This is a genomic window from Nostoc sp. (assembly GCF_036917155.1).
Classification (GTDB): domain Bacteria; phylum Cyanobacteriota; class Cyanobacteriia; order Cyanobacteriales; family Nostocaceae; genus Nostoc.
In genome coordinates this window covers 1-25,539 of sequence record NZ_JBALDZ010000152.1, presented here as the reverse complement: position 1 = coordinate 25,539, position 25,539 = coordinate 1, and the positions used below count along the sequence as shown (strand labels likewise).

Annotated in this window: 11 protein-coding genes; all 11 read right to left on the bottom strand. The window is 40.3% G+C overall.

Features of this window, described 5'->3' with window-relative positions; all coding sequences use genetic code 11:
* Window positions 1-187 precede the first annotated feature (187 nt).
* The gene (locus V7K67_RS20705) at window positions 188-991 is read right to left on the bottom strand and encodes a CDP-diacylglycerol diphosphatase (protein WP_334733898.1); all 804 of its coding nucleotides are present in this window, start codon (window positions 989-991) and stop codon (window positions 188-190) included.
* Window positions 992-1,680: 689 nt separating this feature from the next.
* A complete protein-coding gene (locus tag V7K67_RS20700) occupies window positions 1,681-6,990 on the bottom strand; it encodes an amino acid adenylation domain-containing protein (protein ID WP_335168165.1) in 5,310 nt (1,769 codons plus the stop codon).
* 570 nt (window positions 6,991-7,560) lie between these two features.
* Entirely contained in the window at window positions 7,561-12,471 is a 4,911-nt protein-coding gene (locus tag V7K67_RS20695) for a beta-ketoacyl synthase N-terminal-like domain-containing protein (RefSeq protein ID WP_335168163.1), read from the bottom strand.
* Window positions 12,472-12,528: 57 nt separating this feature from the next.
* Window positions 12,529-13,080 (bottom strand): hypothetical protein, encoded by a 552-nt coding sequence (locus V7K67_RS20690; RefSeq protein WP_334733895.1) that lies wholly within the window; start codon window positions 13,078-13,080, stop codon window positions 12,529-12,531.
* Window positions 13,081-13,464: 384 nt separating this feature from the next.
* Window positions 13,465-14,952, bottom strand: a complete 1,488-nt coding sequence (locus V7K67_RS20685) for a serine/threonine-protein kinase (RefSeq protein ID WP_334733894.1) — start codon at window positions 14,950-14,952, stop codon at window positions 13,465-13,467.
* 406 nt (window positions 14,953-15,358) lie between these two features.
* Window positions 15,359-16,054, bottom strand: a complete 696-nt coding sequence (locus V7K67_RS20680) for a DevA family ABC transporter ATP-binding protein (RefSeq protein ID WP_334731566.1) — start codon at window positions 16,052-16,054, stop codon at window positions 15,359-15,361.
* Between the two features lie 56 nt (window positions 16,055-16,110).
* Window positions 16,111-17,268, bottom strand: coding sequence for an ABC transporter permease DevC (gene devC, locus V7K67_RS20675; protein WP_334731567.1), 1,158 nt, complete (start codon window positions 17,266-17,268; stop codon window positions 16,111-16,113).
* 18 nt (window positions 17,269-17,286) lie between these two features.
* Complete coding sequence (locus V7K67_RS20670) at window positions 17,287-18,513, bottom strand: ABC exporter membrane fusion protein (protein WP_335168160.1); 1,227 nt, start codon at window positions 18,511-18,513, stop codon at window positions 17,287-17,289.
* Between the two features lie 218 nt (window positions 18,514-18,731).
* Window positions 18,732-20,048 carry an MFS transporter gene (locus V7K67_RS20665; RefSeq protein ID WP_334731569.1) on the bottom strand — a complete coding sequence of 439 codons (1,317 nt, stop codon included), beginning with the start codon at window positions 20,046-20,048 and terminating at the stop codon, window positions 18,732-18,734.
* Between the two features lie 11 nt (window positions 20,049-20,059).
* A complete protein-coding gene (locus V7K67_RS20660) occupies window positions 20,060-24,091 on the bottom strand; it encodes a non-ribosomal peptide synthetase (protein WP_335168157.1) in 4,032 nt (1,343 codons plus the stop codon).
* A 230-nt stretch (window positions 24,092-24,321) separates the two neighbouring features.
* Window positions 24,322-25,344, bottom strand: coding sequence for a TauD/TfdA family dioxygenase (locus V7K67_RS20655; protein ID WP_334731570.1), 1,023 nt, complete (start codon window positions 25,342-25,344; stop codon window positions 24,322-24,324).
* Window positions 25,345-25,539 lie beyond the last annotated feature (195 nt).

Genomic DNA, 25,539 nt, shown 5'->3' with positions numbered 1-25,539 from the left:
GGCGATGGCGAGGCAACTTTACTATCACTAATTTTTTACCGATGGTAGGTGTAATATCAGCTTACCTGCTTTGTATACCAATTAGATAGCTAGGGTAGCCCCCATAAATAGAATTTAGGGGCTTTCCCGGCACGGATAACTTGGTAAAATTTCCCATTTTTCCCTATTCACGCAACAACGCCAAGAGTCAAGGTTTCTGAGCTATGGTGCAGGCATGGTCAAGCAATTCCTCCCCATGGGCGAAGTCGCCTTGCAGTGTATCCGCCGTATCTGTCAGCAAGATGAAGCCATCGCTTCCATCCTCGAATACCACCCCCAGCACCACGAGAGTCTGGCGTTTCATGTCATGTACTATGGATTGTTGTACATCTTGTGCCAGCAGCACGAATGGATTCACGCCTTGCAAACTTGCGGAATCGACGCGCCTGGCCCGATAGGGATGCCCATCCAGATGGAAAGGCAGATTCGCCCAGTGCGACCCAATGGCGCTTAAGTGGGCGCGTAGTTGCGCCCGCACGTCGGGGGCTATGCAATCGATATGGATGTGCAACTGGTTCTGGCTGCGTCCAAAGGCGGAATTGACCGCCATGCCTATCGCATCCCTCGCCAGCGTTCGTCCCAAGCGCTGCGATATGAGAGCGCGCGAGTCCCAGGCGAACTTCCAGTAATTTGGGGTATCCCTCGCCAGCAGGCTAGCGCTTTCAATGCCGGAAATCCGGGCAGTTGGTAGAAGCAGATATTGCGTCTTTCCTACCCGGTCTTTCAACAGGGCATAGCCCTGTTTCAAATCAACCAAGGTGCAAGGCGTGGGATTGCCTTGCTTTTCTTGGTTGGGGACGCAAGCCTCATGGACGATGCGCCACAAGGCATCGCTCTTGCTAGTATGATCGGCGGCAATCAAACCTGTCACCGCACCTACCAGTACTAGCGCGGTGACAGCCCTGCGCCAGAGACGGGACTTGGGCAAACCTCTTGTAGAAAATAGGCGCATTACTTACTATGTGGCATTGACAGTATACAAATTCTTAAAAGTTTACCAATTACTACTTGAATTTGTCAAAATCAGCCTGAATAATTCGTAGGAGGCAAACAAGCGATGTCCCCGCCACTTAGTTCCTTTGAGTTGTCAAAAGAATTGATAACTCTTCCCAAACTAATGAGTACTCGCTGATAGAGGCGTTACCGTGCCAGAAAAGGAAAAATGTACGCGCTTGGCTTTCATGAGCCAATGCTGGGCATCGCTGTTGCGAAGTCGCAGTTTTTAATAACTTTGAGCCACCTATTACACGTTAGGGCTAATTCGTGGAATACAATCGCTCCCTACTTACCAAACCTGATAGTCCAGCAGTCTGATTGCAAATCAGCTGGAAGTTCTGCGGGAAACTCATCACTCAGTTGCTAGTTCGTAAACAATCTTGGTCAAGGAAGCACCAGGGTCAAAACTGACTATCAAGTTTGACATTGACTATGGTTTACCTAAAAGCTTTCCTTTAAGTTAAGTGCAAATAGAAATCATGCCAATCTACCCACTGACCATTTTTATCAGGCGAAAAATTAGCCCATTGGTTAAATCCCCTCCGCCCCTCTGCCCCTCTGCCCCTCTGCATTTCAAACTTGTGAGAAATGCGGGTTTATCCTGATTACTGAATCGGTGTTCTAGAAGAGGTGGTGATGATACCACTAAAAGTTGGCAAGCATTTGTTCGATTTCTGTATCCATTAACTCATTAACTTCAGCTAAAATTTGTTCTAGAGCATCACTTTCTACTTGTTCAAGTTTGTGAGTCTGTACCAATTCGCTTATTTCAGCGATTGTCGAGCATTCAAATAAACTACGCAACGGTAACTCTATCAAGAAGGCTTCGTTGACCTGATTTACAAGTTGCATAGCTAAGAGCGAATTGCCTCCCAATTCAAAGAAATTATCGTGGATACCGACTTGTTTTAAGTTTAGAACTTCTGCCCAGATAGAAGCTAGTAACTCCTCGATAGGGTTGCGGGGTGAAACCATATTCACTTCAATATTGTTGATTAACACACCCAAGCTATTTAGGGCAAGAGGATCGATTTTACCGTTAGGGGTAAGGGGTATGGTTTCTACTTGGAAGAAAGTAGAGGGTAACATGTACTCAGGCAATTTTTGCTTGAGGAAGCGATGCAGTTTGCTACTATCTACATTTTGCTCTTGATGAAAAACAATGTATGCTTGCAATCGCTGATTATCTAGTTGGTCATCGCTGGCTATAACTACACACTCTCTGACTTGTGGATGTTGACTCAGCGCTGCTTCGATTTCTCCTAATTCAATACGGAAACCGCGAATCTTCACTTGGTTATCAATTCGACCGATAAATTCAATAGTACCATCGCTTCTGTAGCGGGCTAAATCTCCTGTTTTGTACAAGCGGGCTGTCGGTTCATCACTAAAGGAGTTGAAAATAAACTTTTCGACTGTTAATTCTGGACGGTTAAGATAACCTCGTGCCAAACCATTACCACCAATATGCAATTCACCTGCAACACCGATAGGCACTGGTTGCAAATGATGGTCGAGAATATAAATTTGAGTATTAGCTATGGGATGACCAATAAACAGTGAAGAAGCTGTTTGATGTTCTAAACTCACTTGGGAATCATAGACTGTAGCTGTAATTGTAGCTTCAGTAGGGCCGTAAGCGTTTCGCCAACTAACGTTGCTACCTACTTGCTGTTGCCAAGTAATAAACCGCTCTAATGGGACTCTTTCGCTACCAAGAACCAATAAACGTACATTCTCTGCCCAGCTGATATGGGGCATTTGGGAAACCCACTCTTGCCAGTATACTACTGGCAGGTTTAGGACAGTCAATTCTTGTTTTTTGACAAATTGCACAAAATCTGCGACTGCAAACATTTTCTTTGGTCGTAGTACCAAAGTTGCTCCACTCAACCAAGTAGGAAATATTTCCTCGGCAACTACATCAAAGCTAAAGCTTGCAAATTGTAGGACGCGATCGCTCGCTTTGAGTTCATAATTTTTAGCTATGGCGTAGTTATGGTTTACTAAGGCTTGGTGCGGAATTAGTACCCCTTTCGATTTGCCAGTAGAACCGGAAGTATAAATCACATAGGCTAAATTTGTCGGCTCAACAACACTAACAGGATTCGTGATTGATTGACGAGAAATCACTTGCCAATCCGTATCCAATGCTACTAGTTTTGCAGAGTGTGGAGGCAGTTGACTCTCTAATTCAGCACTTGTCAGTAGCACTGAGGCTTGAGAATCACCTAGCATATGAGCCAAGCGTTCTTGAGGATAAGCCGGGTCTAGGGGTACGTAAGCACCACCAGCTTTGAGAACACCCAGCATCGCTACTAACATTTCTACAGAATGTTCAACGCAAATGCCCACGAGGACTTCTGGTTTTACACCTAAACTTTGTAGAAAATGCGCTAATTGGTTAGCACGCTGATTTAGCTCTCGGTAGGTCAGTTTTTCTTCAGCAAATTCTACTGCTACAGCATTCGGAGTTAATTGTGCTTGTTGTTCAAATATTTGATGAATACATTTATCTTGGGGATAGTCGGTTTGAGTGTTATTCCACTCAACCAGTATTTGATGGCGTTCGGTTGCTGTTAATAAGGATAATTGCGAGAGCGATGTTTGGGGGCTGGCAATAATCGCCATCAATAACGTTTGGTAATGTCCAAGTATGCGGTCAATAGTGGCAGCATCAAACAAGTCTGCATTATAATCACATTCCAACAGTAACTCGTTTTCAATCTCAGTCACATTCAAGCCTAGATCGTAGTCAGCAAAACTTATAGATTGAGGTAACAAGCTACTTGACAAATTATACATTTGGGGAATGTCTACGGGGCGCTCCAGGTTAAAGGTGGCGTTCACCAAAGGAGACATGCTGCTACTAGCCTTTACTCCCAGTTTGTCAATTAATTTAGCGAAAGGATAATCTTGATGCTCATAGGCATCCAACAACAAACTTTTGCAAGTTTTGAGATGTTCGACGAATGTCGCATCGCCCACAATTTGACCGCGTATCGGTAGCATATGGCTGCAATAACCAACTAGTCGCTCACTACCTTCAAGAGAGCGTCCAGCAGCAACAATACCAATGGTAATGTCGTCTTGGTTGGTTAAGCGATAGAGTAAGACAGCATATGCAGACAGCAGCGTCATAAATAGGGTACAACCGTTTTGCTTGCTGAATTGTTTGATTGCACCACTTAAGCTACTGTCAAGCTGTAACTGTTGTCTGCCACCTTGATAAGTTTTGATTAGTGGGCGAGGACGGTCAGTGGGCAGGTCTAAAACTGGAACTGGGCTGGCAAACTTCTGTAACCAATAAGATTCATGAGCTTTCATCTCGTCTGTTTCACAGTATTGACGATGCCAGTCGAGATATGAACTATATTGCATCGGTGGTTCTAGCTGGCAAACATCACCCTGACAAGTTGCTGAATACAATGCAATCATTTCTTGCAAGAGAACGCTGATTGACCAGCCATCAGTAATAATGTGATGGGCGCTAACAACTAATATATGCAATTGGTCTTTTAATTTCAGAATCCGAACGCGGAATAAAGGCCCGTTGGTGAGGTCAAAAGATTCGCGGCTTTCATTTTGCAACCACTGGGCTAGTTGAAAGTTGCCATCTTCTACATTTGAAAAGTCAATTACAGGAACGTCTATTTGCAGTGATGGTAATATTTCTTGAAAATCGCCTTGACTGCTGATAGTTGTACGTAGAGCCTCATTACGTTGTATCACTTGCTGCACTACTTGACGCATGGCTGCTAGATGAAGTGTACCCTGTAATTGAATATTGAGGGAAATGTTGTAAGCTAAAGACCCATTGTCACCAATTTGAGCTAAAAACCAAAGCTGCTTTTGGGCATCACTCAGGGGAATTTTGAATGCTGGTTTTACTTCTAATTCATTTTTAATTTGGGTTTCCAAAGCTACAGAACTTCTCAATTTATCTGATGTGTTATATGTCTGCTTTTGGACTATCGATAATTTTACCTTTTTAGGAAAAAAACCTGCTGTGTGCAATTCTTGTACACTATGTTGGACTGATTTAATTACATAATTTACATCTTCATCTGTATGTGCAGTAGATAGAAAACAGGTGCGTCCTTCCCAAATATAAACGCCTTTTGCAATTAAAGAGTAATACAGCAAATCCATTTCTAAAGGCTGATATAGATAGCTAGAATTTCCCGATAAATTAAAGCGAAAAAGCGAGCTAAAATGCACTATCTGGACAGGGATATTTTCTTGTTCAAAGTAAGTATTGAGTGTTGCGGCTAACTGTGATGTGCGTTGATTCAATCGCTCTTGGAGGGTAGCTCCTTCAGCTTTGAGGTGTAGGAGTGTGGCTCGTGTTGCTGCCATCGTCAAAGGATGTTTGGAGAAAGTACCAGCAAAAAATGTCGTTTCCACTTCTGGATAAGATTCATCTCCATAGTTCCACATACCACCGTCAATTTTGTCCATATAAGCTGCTTTTCCAGCTATCACCCCGATTGGCATTCCCCCACCAATTAACTTGCCATAAGTGACAATATCTGCATCAACACCAGACCATGCTTGCGCTCCACGGGGATGAACACGGAAACCTGTGATTACTTCATCGAAAATCAAGGTGATATCTAGTTGTTGTGTTACCTCTCGTAACTGTTGCAGAAATTCTTTAGGTTGTAAATCGGGTTTGCGGCTTTGTACCGGCTCAACTAAAACTGCTGCTAATTCATGAGCATTGGCTTTGATAATATCAAGCGATTCAGAAGCCCCATAAGTCAGAAGCAAAACATCATCAACCATATTTTGCAGCACCCCTGGAACCATTGGGTGTGCTGGTAATTTTCCATCCTCAGATGTTTGTGGTATGGCTAAGGTGCCATCAAAATGACCGTGATAAGCGCCTTTAAAAATAGCAATTTTGGCACGACCTGTAGCTGCACGGGCTATACGCATCGCTGTCATCGTTGCTTCTGTACCTGAATTACAGAAAGTGACTCGTTCCATTCCTGTCATTTCGCAGATTAAAGTTGCTACCTCACCAGCAAGTTTAGATTGGGGGCCGATTTGCGTGCCTTGCTTGAGTTGATTTTCTAGAGCTTCTGTAATAAAGGGAACATCATGACCAAAAAGATGTACGCCAAAACCCATAGAAATATCTATATACTCATTGCCATCAATATCCCAAATTTTTGAACCTTGAGAACGATCGCCAACAATAGGATAGAGGATTTCTTTAGTTTCGGGACGAAATCCTACAGAAGCCCTTCTGTCGGCGAGGACAGGGCGATAGGTTTGCGATCGCTGTTTGGATTTTGCTGTACGTTTAGTATAACGGGCGATCAGAGAATCTAGATATCGTTGTTGTTGTGGGGTGAGGATTTTGGCTGAGGATTGTTCAACTCGCCAGAAAGAAGAGGGTAAATCTTGTTTTGCGGTTGATTTGTGTAATTCTACTGGGTTATGGGCAAATTTCGCTTCTTTATGTTGTGGGCTAGAGGAAGAATTTAAATTTGTTGATAAGCTTGGATTACGCAAGATTTCCAACTGTTGAGACATCAATTCAAACTGCTGCCGAAGAACGATTTCTACTAATGTTTCAGATGTCGTTTCTGACGCTTGAGAGGGTGATATTTCGGGTTGTTCTTGAATTTGAAATTTGATAGGTTCTTGTTGTATACTCTCATCAATATAGTTTGCTAACGCATTCAGGTTTGTTAGTTCTTCAAATAACTGACGAATGGCAATTTTAATCCCAAAAGTATTTTCAATTTGACGAATGGCATCAATTAGCACTATTGAATCAGCACCCATTTCTAAAAAAGGAGCATGAACATCAACATCTTCTGGATCGGATTTGAGTAAATTGGCAATAATTGTACGTAGTTCTGTTAATATTTTTTGGCATTTATGGGGTTGGCTGGTAACTTGAAAATAAGAATTATCAGTGTTAAGAGTATATGTGTTCATGATTTTTCATCAATTGCTTGGTTAGAATTTAATCTGATTAGTTTTTCCAGGGACTATATATAAAAGGAAGAAGGAATAAATGTGTACCTAGCTTCGCAAAAATAAAATGAGTCCCATATATCGCCTATGTTTTCATAGGGGTAAGTCAATTAATTTATGCAATCACTAACTTACCGTTCTTTTTTTCGCTAAATTTGGTTATAAATCAATACGGTTTAGTTTTAGGAGACGCGATTAATCAGCCAGCGCCCTTCGGGTGACGCTCCTGCGTCGCTAACGCAGTCGTCTGCGAAGGAGCCAGTGCGGTCCTTGGCACTGGCGTTGGAAACTATCCCGTGCGGAGGGTTGTGGGCTTATCTTGACCGAAAAGGGTGTGGGGTGTGGGGTGTAGGGTGTAGGAAAAGAAGGTTATCCCACACCCAACGGGTACAAGCCCCTATTTTTAAATATGGTAAAAGAAAAAGATGTATTTTGAGACACGTATGTGCAAGAAATACAGCGTCCCTTTTGAAACCCCTGATTTTAATTATGGGGTTCCCTACACCCTACACCCTATCCCCTACACCCTGTTCATCGTATTCCATTCTGGAATGGCAAGAATTTGTCTGTGGACAAATTATGACTACGCAAAACTTCTAATTGCTGAGACATAATCTGTAGTTGTTGTTTGAGCATTTTTTCTACTAATGCTTGAGATGGTATTCTTCTACCATCACCATTAACTGAAGCAACAGGTTTAGAACCATTGCTATTGAGATTTACTTCTGTACTGTCAACCGAATTTTGCGATTGAACCCAGTAACGTTTTCTTTGAAACGCATAAGTAGGAACTGGAAGTACCTGATGCGAATAATCGCTTTCAAATCCCGTCCAGTCAATATCTACTCCTCGCAGATACAATACTGATACACTTTCCAATAATGTTTGCCAATTATCTCGCTTTGCAGTCAAAGAAGGCAACCAAACCGAATCTTCGCTTTGCTGACAACGTTTACCCAGACTACAAAGAACTGGTTTAGCACTAATTTCTATGAATAATTCGTAACCTTCTGCCAATAAAGTATTCAACCCTGCCATAAATCTTACAGCTTGGCGCGTATGGCATCGCCAGTATTTGGCATCAGGTACTTGTCCTGCTGGTAGAAAATTCCCGGTGACATTGGAAACTAAAGGAATCAGTGGTGCTTGAAATTTGACTTGGCTTGTTACTTGTTCAAAAGCATCAAGCATTTCATCCATTAAAGGAGAATGGAAAGCATGAGATACATTCAAGCGTCGAGTCTCAATTCCTTGGGCTGTGAATTGGGCGATCGCTGCCTCAACTTTGGCGATCGCACCAGAGATGGTGATATTATTAGGAGCATTAACCGCAGATATCGTAAGTTCTGATCTGTAAGATTCAATCACAGCTTGCACTTGCGCTTCATTGGCAAACACCGCAGCCATCGCACCCATTGACTTGATTTCTTGCATCAAGCGCGATCGTTCGGTAACTAGCTTCAGTCCTGCTTCCAAACTAAATACTCCAGCAATGCAAGCAGCCACATATTCACCGAAACTGTGACCAATTACCGCTGTTGGTTCCACACCCCAAGACTTCCATAATTGCGCCAAAGCGTACTCTACAGCAAATATAGCTGGTTGGGTATAGGCAGTTTCATCGATGCAGCTACTTTCATCAGAATACAAAACCGACACCAGAGGTTTATCTAAATGTAACCGCAAAATTTCATCGCATTGGTCGATGCAAGCACGGAAGGTCGGTTGAGTTTCGTAAAGTTGGCGACCCATATTTAGATATTGGGAACCCTGACCTGTGAATAAAAAGGCGATTTTGGGATGCTTTTTGCCGCTAATTTTACCGCTTTCTAACTGAGATGTTTTTTTACCAGCCGTGTAAGCACCAAGTTCCGTTTGTAATTGGATGTTAGATTGAGCGATCGCAACTAAGCGATGATCGAAATGGGAACGTCCGGTATTAGCCGTAAAACAAATATCTGCTAATGACGCATCAGGGTTATTACCAAGATAATTTTCATAATCTCGTGCTAAATCGCGCAAAGCATTTTCACTTTTAGCAGAGAGTGTGAAAAGATGCATCTGCCGTTCATCGCGGCCTGTTTGTTTTTGAAGAGGTGCTTCTTCTAAAATTACATGGGCATTAGTACCACCAAAACCAAAAGAAGATACACCAGCCAAGCGCCGTTTATGTCCTCGATGCCAAGGTACACATGCAGTGGGGATGGATAACATTCCAGCCAAAGAAATGTGGGGGTTAACTTGTTTGAGGTGCAGATGGGGTGGAATTTCCTCGTGATGTAGCGATAGTACAGTTTTAATTAAACCAGCGATTCCCGCTGCTGCTTCTAAATGTCCAATGTTGGTTTTGACCGAACCAATCACACAGGGATTTTCCGGTGATCGCCCTGGCGTCAGTACAGCTTTTAGGGAATTGATTTCGATAGGATCGCCTAAAAAGGTTCCAGTACCGTGGGCTTCAATGTAGCCGATTTCATCAGGTGACACACCTGCATTTTGCATCGCTTGCCGAATCACTGCTTGTTGGGCTGGGCCGTTGGGTGCTGTCAGTCCGTTGCTGCGTCCGTCTTGATTAATTGCCGAACCTTTAATCACTGCCAGGATATTATCACCATCCCGGCGAGCATCGCTAAGACGCTTGAGAACTACTACACCACAACCTTCTCCCCGGACATAACCATCAGCATTAGCATCAAAAGTTTTACAACGACCATCACTAGCCATCATCCCGGCTTGGGAAAATGTAATCGTCAATTGTGGGGTGAGAATTAAGTTTACACCAGCAGCTAAGGCCAGTTCGCATTCTCCCTGACGCAGACTTTGACAAGCTTGGTGAACTGCAACTAAGGATGAAGAACAAGCTGTATCTACTGCCAAACTCGGCCCGCGCAAATCTAACAAATAGGAAATACGGTTAGCGGCGATGCTAAAAGCGTTACCTGTACCCGTGTAAGCATCTAATCCAGTAATTTGTTTGGATTGCAACTGAGAGTAATCAAAATTACTAATCCCGACAAAGACACCTGTATTGGTTCCTGCTAATTTATCTGGTGGATAAGCTGCATTTTCCAGCGCTTCCCAGCTAACTTCTAGTAATAATCTCTGTTGCGGGTCGAGAGATTCTGCTTCGCGTGGGGAGATGCCAAAAAATTGCGCGTCAAATTGGTCTACTTGCTCTAAAAAGCCACCCCAACGAGTATTCATTTTGCCTGGTGTTGCACGGTTTGGATCATAGAAAGTATCGATATTCCATCGGTGTTTAGGTACTTCACTAATGGCATCAACACCATTACGGAGTAATTGCCAAAAGGCTTTTGGGTTATTAGCACCAGGGTAACGGCAACCAATACCAACGATCGCGATCGCATTATTTTCTGTTTGCGGCTGCGCTATTATCTTCGTTTGTGGCACTCCATCACCTAAATATTGTGCCAAAGCAGCGATAGAAGGGTAATCATATAACAGCGTCGGTGAAAGTTCCCGTCCTAACCATTCTTGTAATTCTCCAGAAATTCTCACGGCTGCCAAGGAACCCAGACCGTATTGTGCCAGCGGTTCGTCAATATTAATTTCCTGGGGAGATTGCAATTGTTCGGTAACTTTTGCGACTAACCAAGTTGTGATCGCTTCGGTGTTTACAGTTTGTTCTAATTGTGGTGCAATTGCTTCTTGCGTCTTGTTGGGAGCATCAGCACTCCACTGGGCAACTACATCAAGAGTACCAGCTTCTAACTCAGCTCGGCAGCTACTGCGTCGCACTTTGCCGGAAGAAGTTTTGGGTAAACTGTTGGTTTTAATTAAGACAATGGCATGAGTTGGCAAGTCATGGTGTTCGGCTACGGCTTTCCGAATTGCTGTTATGACTTCATCAGCATTGAGTTTGCGGAGATGAGAGCGTTCAACTTCTTGGACTATGACCAACTTTTCTGAGTTATTGATTTCAACTGCAAAGGCTGCACCACTAGCAGGACGTAATGCTGGATGACAATTTTCAATTGTAAATTCAATATCTTGGGGATAATGGTTGCGACCCATGATAATAATTAAATCTTTGAGACGACCAGTGATAAACAACTCGCCATCCTGTAAACAGCCTAAATCTCCAGTCCGCAAAAAAGGGCCAGTTGTATTGTCTGCAAGGTACGCATGAAAAGTATTTTTTGTTTGTTCGGGATTATTCCAGTAACCTTGAGCAACGCTAGGCCCTGATACCCAAACTTCTCCCACCTGTCCATCTGCACAAGGCATAAATGATTCGGGATTTACAACCAATACTTTTTGGTCTGGGCTACTTTTACCGCAACCAACAATCGCTTTACCGCCAGCTTCAGCAGTAGTATCTATGACTTGGTTTTGTGACAAAGCTGTGATTTGAATATGACGAACAATTGGAACTTCAGATGTTAAACCGCCAGATACAATTAAAGTCGTTTCCGCCATCCCATAACAAGGATAGAAAGCTGAGTGCCGGAAACCGCAAGGAGCAAAAGTTTCGGCAAAACGTTCCAGTGTTTGGGCGCGTATCGGTTCAGCACCTGTAAACGCAACTTTCCAACTACTCAAATCAAGACTTGCTAGTTGTTGGGGGGTAATTTGGCGACAGGCGAGGTCATAAGCAAAATCTGGGCCTCCACTCGTAGTTGCTTTGTAATTAGAAATCGCCTGCAACCAACGGAAAGGCTTTTGCAGAAAAGCAACCGGTGCCATCAGCGTTACTGGAAAACCACCATATATCGGTTGCAAAACCCCGCCAATTAATCCCATATCGTGGTATGGTGGCAGCCAAATTACACCTTGGCTTTGGGGTGTGTGTTGATAAAAGTTATAGATTAGTTGGGAATTATGCAATAAATTACCGTGGGTAATCATTACTCCTTTCGGTGTGCCAGTAGAACCCGAAGTGTATTGCAGAAAAGCCAAAGTATCACTATTGACATTTGGATGCTGCCAATTTCCAACTATACCGATGTTAATACTATCAGTTGCGATCCAGGGTATCACTGCCAATGTAATATTTTCAGCTAATTGAGGCGAGATGCTTGTCAATATAGATTCTGTAGTCAATGCTACTACCGCTTCAGCATCAGATACAATCGCCTGTAGCCTAGACATTTTTTGATTGCGTCGGGGTGGATAAGCTGGAACTACGACAAAACCAGCATATAAACAACCAAAAAAGGCGGCGATAAATTCTAGTCCAGGTGGATACAGTAACAAAGCCCGCGAACCTGGTACTCCCTGTTTCAGAAGTTGAGTAGCGATCGCGCGTGCTTTTCGATCTAATTCTTGATAAGTTAAGTTAACGCTTTCTGTTTCTCCATCAACAAGAAAAGTATAAGCTGTTTGCTTAGGTTGATTATGCGCTCTATAGGTTAAAAGGTCTATTAAAGTAGAAAAGTTAACATTATTTTTATTGGCAAAATTGTTGAGGCTAGTAATCATTTGCTTTTTCCTTATAAGAAATCCAGTAATGGACGGAGTTTGTAATTAATAGTGAAGTTAAGAGACTTTAAACTGTGCCTGTTGAACAGACATTTGTATGTTTTCTAACAAAGCATCTACATCTGCCTGTAGTTGCTGCAAATCTTGTTGAGGGTTTACTGTCCAAGTATGTATTGCATCCAAACTTGCATTCAGAAAAATTTTCTGACAGGTTTGACGGTCAATCTTGCCATCAGAGTCTTTTGGGAGACTAATTGCCTTTAGAAGTACTACAGCATATATTTGCAATCCATGTTCTTCCAACACAGCAGAACGGATAGCTTGAATTACTTCATCCACGTTAAGAATACGTGAATAGATTCTCTTTACTTCCTGAATAACTACTAACCGTTCTTGATAGTTAACTTCGACAGGAAATGCCACTCCTGCATTTTGTCTTAAGGAAGGATGGCTTTGATTTACGGTTTTTTCAATAGCTTGAGTGGAATAATTAGCACCTCTAATACTAATTATGTTCCTGACAGAATTTTTATTTGAGTTTAGGTTACTTTCATCAACAAGATTTTGTACTTTTTCTTGCTGCTCGTTAACCAATACTAAAAAGCTCATTTTTCTACTCTAATGTGTAACTAAGATGAGTGGAGTGAATTCATTCGAGAATTTAGGAGAGTTGCTTACAATGTATATTACGGTTCTAATCTATAAAATTATGCAATTGAAAAGCAATTTTTAGAAAAGATAGCCGTAAATAGCAAACATTAAGAAATATATAAAGCCCTAAATAATTTGTCGAACGCCTCTGCCATCCCCTTTCATATAGCTTCTTAGAAGGAAAAGATTAGAAAAGAAAATATTAAGTAATTTATAAACGATTTATAAGCGGTATAGTTAACTTATAAATATTGATGTGGCGAAAAACCGTAGATTTAAAGCGCCTTTGGGAGCTGCAATTGCCTACAAAAGTTATTCTGATATACAGTTGATGACAGCTACTTATTCAGTAGTTTGTAAAATATACATTTTTGATTCAATTATCTTATACATGTGCTTTTGAAACTGTTCTGCCATTAATTGTTCAGGAATTTCTGCTGCTAATATTTCAATAATTTGTTTGGTAGAACAATCTGAAACACTTACTAGTACGTTATTAATAATTAGCTGTGCAATTGGCCCAACAAAGTTAGTATATTCTTTCTTGATAAGTTCAAAAAGCTGTACATTACTAGTTACCGAATAATTCTCCAGAAATTTATGTATGTTAAGTTGAATATAAATTTTGTTATTACACTCATTATTTTCTGCTACTTCTTTAGTAGTTATTTTCGTTAAAAAATTATTAATTTTTGTGAGTATCGTCGAATTTTTAATCAAGGCATGAGTAGAAGACTCAGAATTAACACTCGATTTTTGCTTTATATACTCTGATAAATCTAAGTTGAGATAAATAGGTTTTTGCAGACTAATATTTTCATTTATATTATTAGATTGTCTCAGGTTTCGTTCTAAATTTTGTAAAATTAATAATTCTTCTAATGCCTTATTAGTTTCTTTTTTTTCTCTACGATTCTTAATAGCCTCTATTGGAGATGTGATTTTGAAGTCAAAACGAGGTAAAACAGATGAACTACTGTCTATATTATTCAAGACAAGGAGAATTTCTTTAGCTGACTGAAAGCGGGCATTTGGTTCTTCTACTAACATTTTCTCGATAATTTTGGCAAAATCATCGCTTATATTGACTTGAGAACGCCATTGCCAATTTAGTGATTCATCTAAGAGAGCATGTGGCATTTTTCCAGTTAAAAGAATCACTGTACAAACACCAAGTGCATAGATATCACTAGAAGGATAGGAATATCCTAAACGTAACTGCTCAGGTGGAGAATAACCAAACTTTCCAACTACTGAAATACGAATTGAGTTATAAAAGTTTAGAGAATCAGCAGATAGAATCTGCGTGTAATTTTCTTTAACTGTCCCAAAATCAATCAACACAGGTTTAGATTGATTATGAGGTAGCATGATATTCTCTAGTGAAATATCTCTGTGAATTATTTTACGTTCGTGGAGATAGTCTAAAACTGGCAATACATCTGTCAGCCATGTTCTCACTTCTATTTCAGAAAAAGGCTGACCTGTCTGCACCAGGCGTTCTGAGAAAATTTCAGAATAAGTTTTGCCGTTAATATATTCCTGAACGATAAAGATTCGTTGGTTATCTGTAAACCAAGCTAAAAATTTGGGGACTTGAGGATGCTGAATCTGGTATAAAACTTTTGCTTCACGCTCGAATAAATCCTGGGATTTCTGTATGTTTTCTGCTTTTGACGCTGTTGGTACAAACTCTTTCAAAACACAAGGTTCATCAAATCGCTGATTGTCTAATGCTAGGTAAGTTCGTCCAAATCCTCCCTTACCAAGAAATTTCTGAATCTGATAACGGTTATTTATTAAAGTTCCTGACTCAATTTTTGTAATCATTTCTAATACCTGATTAATTTGGAGCAAACATGATTTTTTTATTTAATAGTGTTGCATCCTCAAGAATTATGCAGAAAACAGACAGTTAGCGAATAAAAATATTTGAAACGAGATGGCGTCAGCCACGATGTTTCAATGTGTCTTTGTACAAATCCCCTGATTTTAATTATGGGGATTTCCCTGTTGCCTGTTGCCCGTTCCCTGTTCCCTTTTAACCTTTTCCCCCGCCCCTTATCCCCAGAGGGGACCCTACCTTCCCCTTTACCCCGACTTTTGCAAGAAGTCTATTGTCATAGATAATTTAGCTTTACTTTAGTTAGATGTAAATAGAGACCTTACGGTTAACGTCTCTATAAATCAAGTTTTATTTGACCTTATGATTTTTTGAATTTTTGTCTACAATTTATTAGGTAGCGCGTACATCATTTTTTAACTGACCATCTTCCATGTGAATGATGCGGTCAGCCATATCAAGGATGCGATTATCATGAGTAATTAAAAGAATGGAACAACCTTGATATCTGGCGCATTCTTTTAAAGTTTCAACGACTGTATGAGTACTGTTTTTATCTAGCGATGCTGTTGGTTCGTCAGCAAGAATTAATTTAGGTTGAGAAACTAGCGCTCGTGCAAATGCAACACGTTGTTTTTGTCCTTCTGAAAGTTGCTCGGGATAATAATTAATGCGGTGATTTAAACCTACTATTTCCAACATTACTTCTGCTCGGCGACACATTTCTTTACGAGACATATTCCGAGCCAATTCCATAGTCATTTGTACATTTTGACTAGCTGTTAGAAAAGGTACTAAATTATGTTTTTGGAAAATATATCCAATTTGGCGGCGTAGTTGTAATAGCTTTTGATTGTTAGCTCGATATATTTCCCTTCCCAAGACTTTTACACTACCTTCTTGCACACTCCGTAAACCAGCCATTAGACTTAATAAAGTTGTTTTACCTGAGCCAGAAGGTCCAGTCAAAATTACAATTTCACCAGATTGAATTGACAAACTAACATCAAATAAAACCTGTTTTCGTAACGAGCCTTTGCCAAAGTAGTGATTGAGATGCTGAACAGAAATGATAGAACCTTGTGACATAGTAATTACCTCAAAATTAGAAGATAGGTAAATTTTTTGTGTAAGTATTCAGAAAATTACCCAAAAAGTTCGGCAGGGTCAGCAGAGCGAAGTTTATTCATTGCTAACATTCCAGCAATAGAACACATAATAATTGTGAGCAGCATCACCATTACACCCCTAGTAATAGTCATAATCATTGGTAAACGGGTAGCATCTTGAACAAAGTTATAGAGATACATGCAAACAGCAAATCCAGGGATATATCCAATTAATGACATTAAAATTGCTTGTTGTAAAACTACCTTTACCAAGTAGGAATTTGCATATCCAATAGCTTTAAATGTTGCATAGATAAATAAGCTATCAGAAATTTGTGTGTATAGAATTTGATAAACAATAATGCCACCAAATACACAGCCGATCACAGTACCCATATTAAAAATAAATCCAATGGGTGTAGATTGTGCTAAAACGTCTTTCTCTAGTTTGATATAGTCTTCTAGAGTCATTAATTTCACGTCTTGAGGTAAGTCTTTTGAGATTTTTTTGATTAGACTTTGAGGGTCAACACCAGGTTTAACCTGAATAACTCCCATCTGAACTTTTTCTAATGGGTGGTTTAAAATCTCCGAGTAATTTAAATCACTGGTGATGATTACACCATCAGCTGTCATTACCCCACCTCCTAGAGAAAATAATCCTCTCACTTGTATTTGGCGATTAGATACTTCTGTTGTTACTTCTCCATGCTTTTCTAACTCTGCAACGATTGGGCCAAATTCAGGTCGAGAAAGTCTATCAAATAGTATAGTGTTAGCTACCTTTATTGCTTCTGTCTGTTGATTTACTTCTGGTAAGTTAAAAACAGGTCGATCGGGTGTAAAACCAGCAATAGCGATTGGTCTATTGACAAAAGTTTCAGGATTTTTGAAATTTGTGACGGAAAAATAGAAAGGATTGACTGATGCGATGCCATCGACTGCTGAGATGTTATACAGATAGCGCCGCGGAAACTCTTTCATGTCAAAAAAACGTTCAGTATCGCGATGTAGCAGTACTAAATCTGCTTGTATTTTTTTATGGAAGACAACAGCATCTTCAAAAAGACCGTCTCGAAAACCCAATTGAATAAACATCAGCATTACAGCAAAAGTAACGCCAGTGATTGTTACTAGTAGTCGTGGTTTCCGATGAATTAATTGTAACCAAGCGACAGGTGTTGTAGCGCTCATATTCTAGTATTTATCTATTTAGCTATTGGTATTAGTTTCTAATTTGACATTGACTTGCAGATTAATAAACTTAGCAGCTTCATCAGCATCAATGGGATTTAAGCGAACTTTTACTTCTGCAACTCTTGAATCTATATTGATTGCTGGGTCATTGTTTACAACATTTCTCTTACCTATTTGAGCACCTATCGTCTCGACGGTTCCAGAAAATTTTCTAGGTAATGCAATACTCGACATCAAAGCTTTTTGACCTACTTTAATTTTGCTAATGTCAGTTTCGTAAATTTCTGCAACTACATACATAGTTTGTGTTTGAGCTAGATCGACTATTCCCTTTTCACTAATAGTTTCTCCTGGAAAAGTATTAACTTTTAAAATCTTTCCATCCATAGGGGCTTTCACGTAAGCTAAATCTAAGTTAGCTTTGGCTTCTAGAACAGCTGCTTTTGCTCTTTCCAACTCGCTTTGAGCAACCTGCACATCTACAGGACGAACTTCTTTTGACTCTTCCAAGCTAGCTTTAGCTTGTTTAATCTGATTGGGAAACGACGATAAAGTCTGGTTGAGAGAACTTTTAGCTTCTGTGAGTTGTGCTTGCAAAGTTTCTACTGCTAAAACTTTAGTATCTTTAGTAACCGCAGATATGGCTCCTTGGTCGTATAAAGATTGAAAGCGTGCATATTCCGTCTGGGCATTTCTCAATTGCGCTTGCAAGCCAGCAATCTTAGCTTTTTGAATGTTATTATTTCCTTGAAACTGGGCTTCTAAATCTGCAATGCGTGCCTGTTGAGCAGCAATTTCTCCTTGTTTTGTAGTCCCCGCTTTCGCTTGCATCAGTTGCGCTTGGGCAACTCGAACATCTACTTGTGCTTTATCTAAACTTGTTTGCAGTTGACTGACGTTATCAAGAACAGCAATTAATTGTCCGCGACGAACATTATCGCCTTCTTTTACTACAACCCGATCTAACCTAGCAGTTTGCAAAGCTGATGGCCCAGATGGGTTAATGATTTTATCCTTTGTTTGAATACGTCCCAAAGCTGCAACTGTCGGATTTACAGGTTGTTGAACTGGAACTACTGGGGCAATATTACTCTGCTTCGTAGATTGCAAATTAAAATTTGAGCTAGTAGAAAAAATATAAACTGGCATACCAACAGCCACTAGTCCTACAGGAACTATTAAGGCTAGTGTCCACTTTTTAGATTTTGTATCAAAGTTTATTGGTTTGCGAAAAATATCCATTGGAGGTCAACCTCATTTAATATTCGTGCAATTTTAGATGTTGGGATTGATAATTCGTAAATATTCTTCAATTCCGAATCATCTCGCTTCTGTATCTTGATAGGGGGTAAGCAAATTATTTTATGCATTTGCTTAGGGACTGATACCAATTTCCGAAAAGAATGCAACAGTCGCTACTAGCTAAACTCCTGCCTCCTGCCTATTCTTTGGAAGCACAATTAGCAACTTGGGTTAATAGCATCGGGCACAATCTTTTCTACCAGTCTCAGCGATTTATACTGATAAGCAATAATTGTTACCAATACAGTTAGTATTCCCATGACAATAAACATCAAACCAATACCACGCCCTTGACCAACACCAATAATTTTTCCTATACTTCCTGCTAAAAGTCCGTTCGGAGTCATTAATGGCTCAAAGATTTTATCTGCCATTGGCCCTGCAACTGTGTAAGCAAAAGGCTGTGATGCGTTAGCGATCGCTCCGATTGTTGCAAAAACTCGACCTTGGAGACTGGAGGGTACTTTCTTTTGAAAAATAGCTTGGGCTGAACTGTTAATAATTGGTAGACCAAAGAAAAATAGAAAAGCTATCAGTGCTAAGACTAAAACAGATCGATAAAACCCTGCACCTGTAATGCAGATTCCACCCAGCAGCATAAAGCTAAATATACTGAGAATTAAATGCTGCGGCGTTTTCAAAGTACTGACAAGAACGCTACTTACCAGCATTCCCACACCACCAGCGGTCATAATTGTACCTAAGTCTGTAGCTGAAGCAAAAGACAAGACTAGAGGTGTAATTAGCATCTGCACAATTCCGACAAGGAAATTGTTAACGGCAAAGAAAAGTAGCAGTGCAAACAGTCCTCTTCTTTTAACTAAATATACCAAGCCGTAGGATGCTTCCTTAAACCAAGGAGTTTTTTCGGCGCGATGTCTATCAATGTACTGTTTGGGAAACGGAACTAGTAACAGAGTACTTAGAGCAAAAATAAAGGTGGCAAAATCAATAAAGATAATGCCATCAATTTCGAGAAAGAGCAGCAGTACACCTCCTAGCATTGGTGCAACCAACCGACCAGCTGCTTCCCCGATTTGCAGCATACCGTTGGCGCGTGCCAGTTTTTGTGGCGGGACAAGGAGAGTGGTAGCAGCAGTATAAGCTGGCCATTGAAAGGCGCTGAAGCAGGAACTAATGGCAGCGCCCACGTATATATGCCAAATAGCTAAATCACCTGCGGCTAACAAAATCGCAATTACCCCTGTAGCGATGCCCGATCCTAAGTCACTAAATACCATCATCCAACGGCGGGGAAATTGGTCTACCAGCGTTCCTGCTATAGGGGAAATCAGAATCATGGGCAAGCTGGTAAATAGTGAAATGAGGGCGAACTGTGTTACCGAACCAGTTCGCTGGTATACCCATACACCCAAGGCAAAGTTAGTTAACTGAGAGCCGATGAGGGAAATCATCTGTCCAAACCAGATGAGGGTAAAAATTTGCATTCCTGTATTTTTTGGATGTTGGGTCATTTCAATACTCCTTATTTACCTACATTTGCTTGCTCAATGCAGATTCCCAGCTGTTCTGCAACAGTTAGAATATGAGGTTGAGCCATCATCGTAATATGGTCGCCTGGAACAACGTGAATATCGATGTTTTGAGCGGAAAACTGTCCCCATCCCCAAGCGGGATCTTCGCGTAAATCAGTTAAAAGTGCAGCATCCTCCGCATTCACTTCGCTAGCTCGCAACAGAGTCAGGCGATTGGGATAAGCTTCTTGTGGTAAATATTTGATACTAGCTTGCAGATTTGCCTCGAAAACTTGCACCAAACCACGCACTTGCTTTGTATCAGTACCAGCAGGCAGTAAATCAACGGTGATTAATCGCTCTTTGAGATATTCCAATTGTTCGTCGAGTTCTAGCGGCTGGAGCATCTCATAGGATATATCTAGGTTTTTGCCTGCCCAGCGTTCGATGAGACGAGCAGTTTCGGTCAGTCTAGTTGCATCATTGACATCAATATATAAGGGTTTGTTGCTAGCAACCGGGGCCGGAGCGTCTAAAATCGCAACCAGAGCAACCTCATTTCCTGATTTGATTAACTGTTGAGCCATTTCATAGGCAACAATACCTCCAAAGGAGTGACCTCCAAGAAAATATGGCCCTTCAGGCTGAACGGTTTTTATCGCCTGGATATAATAAGCTGCCATATCCTCAACACAAGTCAATGGTTCTGATTCCCCATTTAAACCAGGTGCTTGCAACCCATAAAATGTTTGGTTTTCCCCTAAATAACGAGCCAAATTATGTAGGTAGAGGACATTGCCGCCACCCCCAGGTAAGCAGAAAAAAGGATACTTGGAATTACCTTTTTGAATTTCTACCAAGGCAGACCAAGATAATATTTCTGTTTCTAGGCGAAGAATATTAGCCAGTTTTTCAATTCTAGGATTTTGGAAAAGTGTCGCTAAAGACAAGTTTTTACCAAACTCTTGGTTAAGATGAGCCATTAAGCGTACAGCTAACAGCGAGTGACCGCCCAGATCGAAGAAATTATCCTTTACTCCCACAGGATGGACGTTGAGTAGATTTTCCCAAATATTAGCTAATTTCTGTTCTAAATCATCTTGTGGTGCTAAAAATTCGGTTTTGAGTGTACTGAGACGAGATGTATCGGGTTGCGGTAAAGCTTGCCGATCTACCTTGCCATGAGCGGTTAGAGGTATTACCTCTAACATCAAAAAGGCAGAAGGTATCATGTATTCGGGTAACTTTTCCTGTAAAAATTGGCGCAGTTCGCTACTTGTTGGGGCTTGCTCTTGAGGAACAATATAACCTACTAAACGTTTGTCTCCAGGTTGGTCTTCCCTGGCAATAACCGTAACAGAATTTACTAAGGGGTGTTGAGCCAGTAAAGACTCAATTTCTTCTAGTTCAATGCGGAAGCCGCGAATTTTAACTTGATGGTCAATGCGTCCGAGGTACTCTATATTACCATCAGGTAAATATCGCGCTAAATCCCCTGTTTTATATAGGCGAGAATTAGGTTCATCGCTAAAAGGATTGGGAATAAATCGCTGTTGTGTTAATTCTGGGCGATTGAGATAACCCCTAGCTACTCCTGCACCACCAATGTATAGTTCGCCGGGAACACCAATTGGTACAAGTTTTTGATTTTCATCAAGCAAGTAAAGTTGAGTATTCGCAATAGGACGACCTATTAAAATTGCACCTGATAAAGAAGTTTGTTCGCTAACTTCATAAACACAACAACCAACAACAGTTTCGGTTGGGCCGTATTCGTTAATTATTCTGGTATTTGGAGCATTATCGCGCCAAAATTTCAAGCTTTTACCCAATAATGCTTCGCCACCGATGATTAATGCTCTCGTTTTCGTTACACCTTCGTGGTTAGGTAACATCTGATTGAGCATTTCTAGGTGAGCTGGAGTAATTTTAACCAAGCTATAGTTTTTATCAGACTGCAAAAGTGCTGACAATGCTTCAATTTCTTCCTTCTCAGGCAATAGTACTACCCTTTGTCCGACCAATAACGGTGAGAATAAGCTGGTAATCGTTGCGTCAAACCCTATGGAAGATTGTACTGGAGCGCCGTAACCTTGGGCGATCGCATACGCATTTGTACACCAACTCAGGTAATTAACTAAACCTCTATGAGGAATCATGGTTCCTTTAGGTTTTCCTGTAGAACCAGAGGTATAAATTATATAAGCCAGATTTTCCGGTGTGACTTCGCTTACAGGATTTTCAATGCTGAGTGTGGCATTATTTTCTGGCAAATCTCGATCAAGACAAATTAAACGGGTGTTATGTTCAACAAACTTATCTACAAGTCTTTGTTGAGTTAACAGTATAGGAATTTGAGCATCTTCTAACATAAATCCCAATCGTTCTTGGGGATATGTGGGATCGAATGGTATATATGCACCACCTGCTTTGAGAATACCAAGGATACCAATCAACATATCTAAGGAACGTTCCACACAAATTCCTACCAATACTTCTGGTTTTACTCCCAACTTTTGTAGTTGATGCGCTAGCTGGTTGGACTTGGCGTTTAATTGTGCATAAGTGAGATGCTCGTTATTAAATTCAATGGCGATGTTCTTGGGTGTGCGTTCTACTTGTTCTGCAAATAGTTGATGGATGCATTTATCTTGTGGAAATTCTATTTTTGTATTGTTAAAATCAATCAATAATTTTTGGTGATCGCTTTCACCGAGCGTATTTAAATCAATGATTGCCGCTTCTGGATTATGAGTGACACTTTCTATTAATGTCAGATATTGTCCGGCAATAATTTTGATACTATCCTCTGAAAATAAACTGGAATCGTAATCAAAATTTACAAACAAACTATGCTGACTGTAGCCACTGGAGAGCTTAATTTGATATTTCTCTACGTTGGCGGATTTTTTAGATTCCGAAAAGGTAATATCAGCATTTATATAGCTCTGTGATTGTTTTGTAAAATCAAAACAGAAAGGGAAAAATGCACGATAAGTAAATTTCTCATTTGCAGCGATCAAATGCTCCCAATCAAAATACTCTTGCCATTGTTTGGCAAAACGAAAAGACTCAGAAACTCTTTCCATAAGTTCTGAGAATTTTAAAGTATCCTTTAAGTGCGAATGAATAGGCAAATATTTAGTTAAAAGTCCTAAAACTTCTTTTAATTCGTCATATTCGCGTCCATCGCCAGCAGTCCCAATCACAATATCAGATTGACCGCTTAACCGCCAAAGCAGTACTTGCCAACAAGCTAATAAAATTGCTTCAATTGAAGTATGATAATTTTCTGGCAATATTGCCAGTTTTTCTACCGTATCTCGATTAATCTCCAAAAAGAGCGATTGAGGTGCAAATACAATTTCTCCAGATGATTGATTGACATTTTTCCTTTCAAAAGGAATTCGCAAATTTAACACAGAAGAAATATCTTGTTGATGCCAATAATTTCTTGCTGTCTCTGTCTCCTCAGACTCTAATAATTCATTTAGCCATTCAGAGACATCTGCATATTGCATCACTTCATCTGACAGTTCTTCGCTGTGTAAACAAGCTGTATAAGAACGACCGATTTCACATATAAGATTATTGAGTGTTGTTATATCTGCATATAAAGCAGGCAAGCTGATAAACAGTATATGCTTGTCTGGAGCTAATTTACTTAAGATAAAATGTAAACTTGCGGCTTGTTCAAAATCAAAAACTCGGAGGCTTTCATCTTGGAAAAGCGCATCAATTTTGGCTTGTTGTACTTGAGAAGTTAAACTACTCCAGTCGTATTCTCCAAGTGAAATTGTGCTGTGATCGCTAATTGATTGGAAGGGGATATTCATACCTGGTAAGGTATGAAAAACAGTGCGAAATATTTCGTGGCGATCGCTGATATTTGCTAAAGCTAATTTCAGAATATCGGGGTTAAGATTACCTCCGATATTTATCGCAATTTGGGAACAGTAAGCTTGATAATTATCCTTTTGTTGCAACCATAAATGCTTTTGCTGAGGAGAAATGCGAATCAGATTGGTCATTTCAGCGTGCATAAAATTGAAATCCTTTGCAATTAATCAATACTGGCGATACAAATTATGTAAATTGAACGAAGTCACACCTGCATCAATGTTTTAATAGGGGTAGTCAAATCAATTTATGCTGTAAGTTGCCAGATTTTAAACAAAAACTCCCAAATACTTACCTACTAAGCATTTGGGAGGATAACATTAAAAAACCTCTGGTATCTTTGCTTTGAAAAAAAAAGCAAAAGAAAACTGCTTTAACAAGGTTCTGCCATCGCAACTACAATCTTTCTTTTGCCGACGAATGGCATCCGTCCATGTGCTGCCAACATATTGTCCAGCATTAACACATCTCCTTTCTCCCAAGGATAAATAACTGCTTCTTGGCGATATATTTCCCGGATTTCATCTAAAACAGAGACTTCGATAGGAGAACCATCACCATAATAGGCATTGCGAGGAAATTCATCTTCTTTGAGTAATGCAGACAATGATTCGCGTACTTCTGCTTTCAAGCTGGAAATATGGAATAAATGAGCTTGGTTAAACCACACGATTTCACCTGTTTTAGGATGTTTGGCAACAGCTTGACAAACTTGGCTTGTTCTGAGGGTATTGTTACCTGTCCATTCAAAAGAGATACCCAACTTGCGGCAATGACTTTCTACCTCAGATTTATTTGTGGTTTGAAAAACTTCTTGCCAAGGCAAATCTAAATCGCCATAATTTCGCACATACATGACTTTCTTTTCGATAAACCGTTCTTTGATGGACGGGTTGAGGCGTTCAAAGATTTTACGGCTATCAGCGATTGGTGTTTCTCCGCCAATTTCAGATGCTTTAACGCAGAAAAACCATATCTTCATGGGATAAATGGGAGAGTAAGCATTTTCGTTATGTAGTGGAATTGCTTCATCTGCGGGATATTCAGTTGAAGTGTAGATTTTATCGCTTACTTCTGTGCGTGGCGTTGAACGATAGGTGTAATCTAAGAGTTCTCCGGTGGAAGCTACCTTTACAAACCTTTGGAAATCTTCGACTGTATTGACATGGAAATTTCGGAAAAGTATGCCACCATTTTTAAGTAAATTAGTTTCAATAAAATCACGGTTTTGCTGCGTCCAATTAATTAAATTGATACCATCTACAGCACGGAAAATGACTAACGGTAGAGGATTAGCTGAGTTGAGCGGTTCTATGTTGACTAATTTTTCAACTACTTTGCGTTTGCCGATTTGTAGTTTTTTGATGGTGTTTGTTGTTAGTTCTAGGTTGTTCATTTTTATTCATCTTAGTTAATAATTTTTTTCTCTCACGCAAAGGCGCTAAGACGCAAAGGATAAAAGTTCAAAATCAAACAATACTTGCAAAATTCATTTCTTACCAAGCCCCTTCGGGGCGGGAACTCTTAACAGGGAACTCTTAACAGGGAACAGAAAAAAAATTAGCCCCGAATACAGGGTTTAAAGCCCCTA

What these genes read in the sequence shown, in the direction of transcription:
- V7K67_RS20655 (WP_334731570.1), bottom strand. Translation starts at nt 25,344, where the DNA reads ATGAACAACCTAGAACTAACAACAAACACCATCAAAAAACTACAAATC.
- V7K67_RS20695 (WP_335168163.1), bottom strand. Translation starts at nt 12,471, where the DNA reads ATGATTACTAGCCTCAACAATTTTGCCAATAAAAATAATGTTAACTTT.
- devC (WP_334731567.1), bottom strand. Translation starts at nt 17,268, where the DNA reads ATGAGCGCTACAACACCTGTCGCTTGGTTACAATTAATTCATCGGAAA.
- V7K67_RS20660 (WP_335168157.1), bottom strand. Translation starts at nt 24,091, where the DNA reads ATGCACGCTGAAATGACCAATCTGATTCGCATTTCTCCTCAGCAAAAG.
- V7K67_RS20690 (WP_334733895.1), bottom strand. Translation starts at nt 13,080, where the DNA reads ATGAGCTTTTTAGTATTGGTTAACGAGCAGCAAGAAAAAGTACAAAAT.
- V7K67_RS20670 (WP_335168160.1), bottom strand. Translation starts at nt 18,513, where the DNA reads ATGGATATTTTTCGCAAACCAATAAACTTTGATACAAAATCTAAAAAG.
- V7K67_RS20685 (WP_334733894.1), bottom strand. Translation starts at nt 14,952, where the DNA reads ATGATTACAAAAATTGAGTCAGGAACTTTAATAAATAACCGTTATCAG.
- V7K67_RS20665 (WP_334731569.1), bottom strand. Translation starts at nt 20,048, where the DNA reads ATGACCCAACATCCAAAAAATACAGGAATGCAAATTTTTACCCTCATC.
- V7K67_RS20680 (WP_334731566.1), bottom strand. Translation starts at nt 16,054, where the DNA reads ATGTCACAAGGTTCTATCATTTCTGTTCAGCATCTCAATCACTACTTT.
- V7K67_RS20700 (WP_335168165.1), bottom strand. Translation starts at nt 6,990, where the DNA reads ATGAACACATATACTCTTAACACTGATAATTCTTATTTTCAAGTTACC.
- V7K67_RS20705 (WP_334733898.1), bottom strand. Translation starts at nt 991, where the DNA reads ATGCGCCTATTTTCTACAAGAGGTTTGCCCAAGTCCCGTCTCTGGCGC.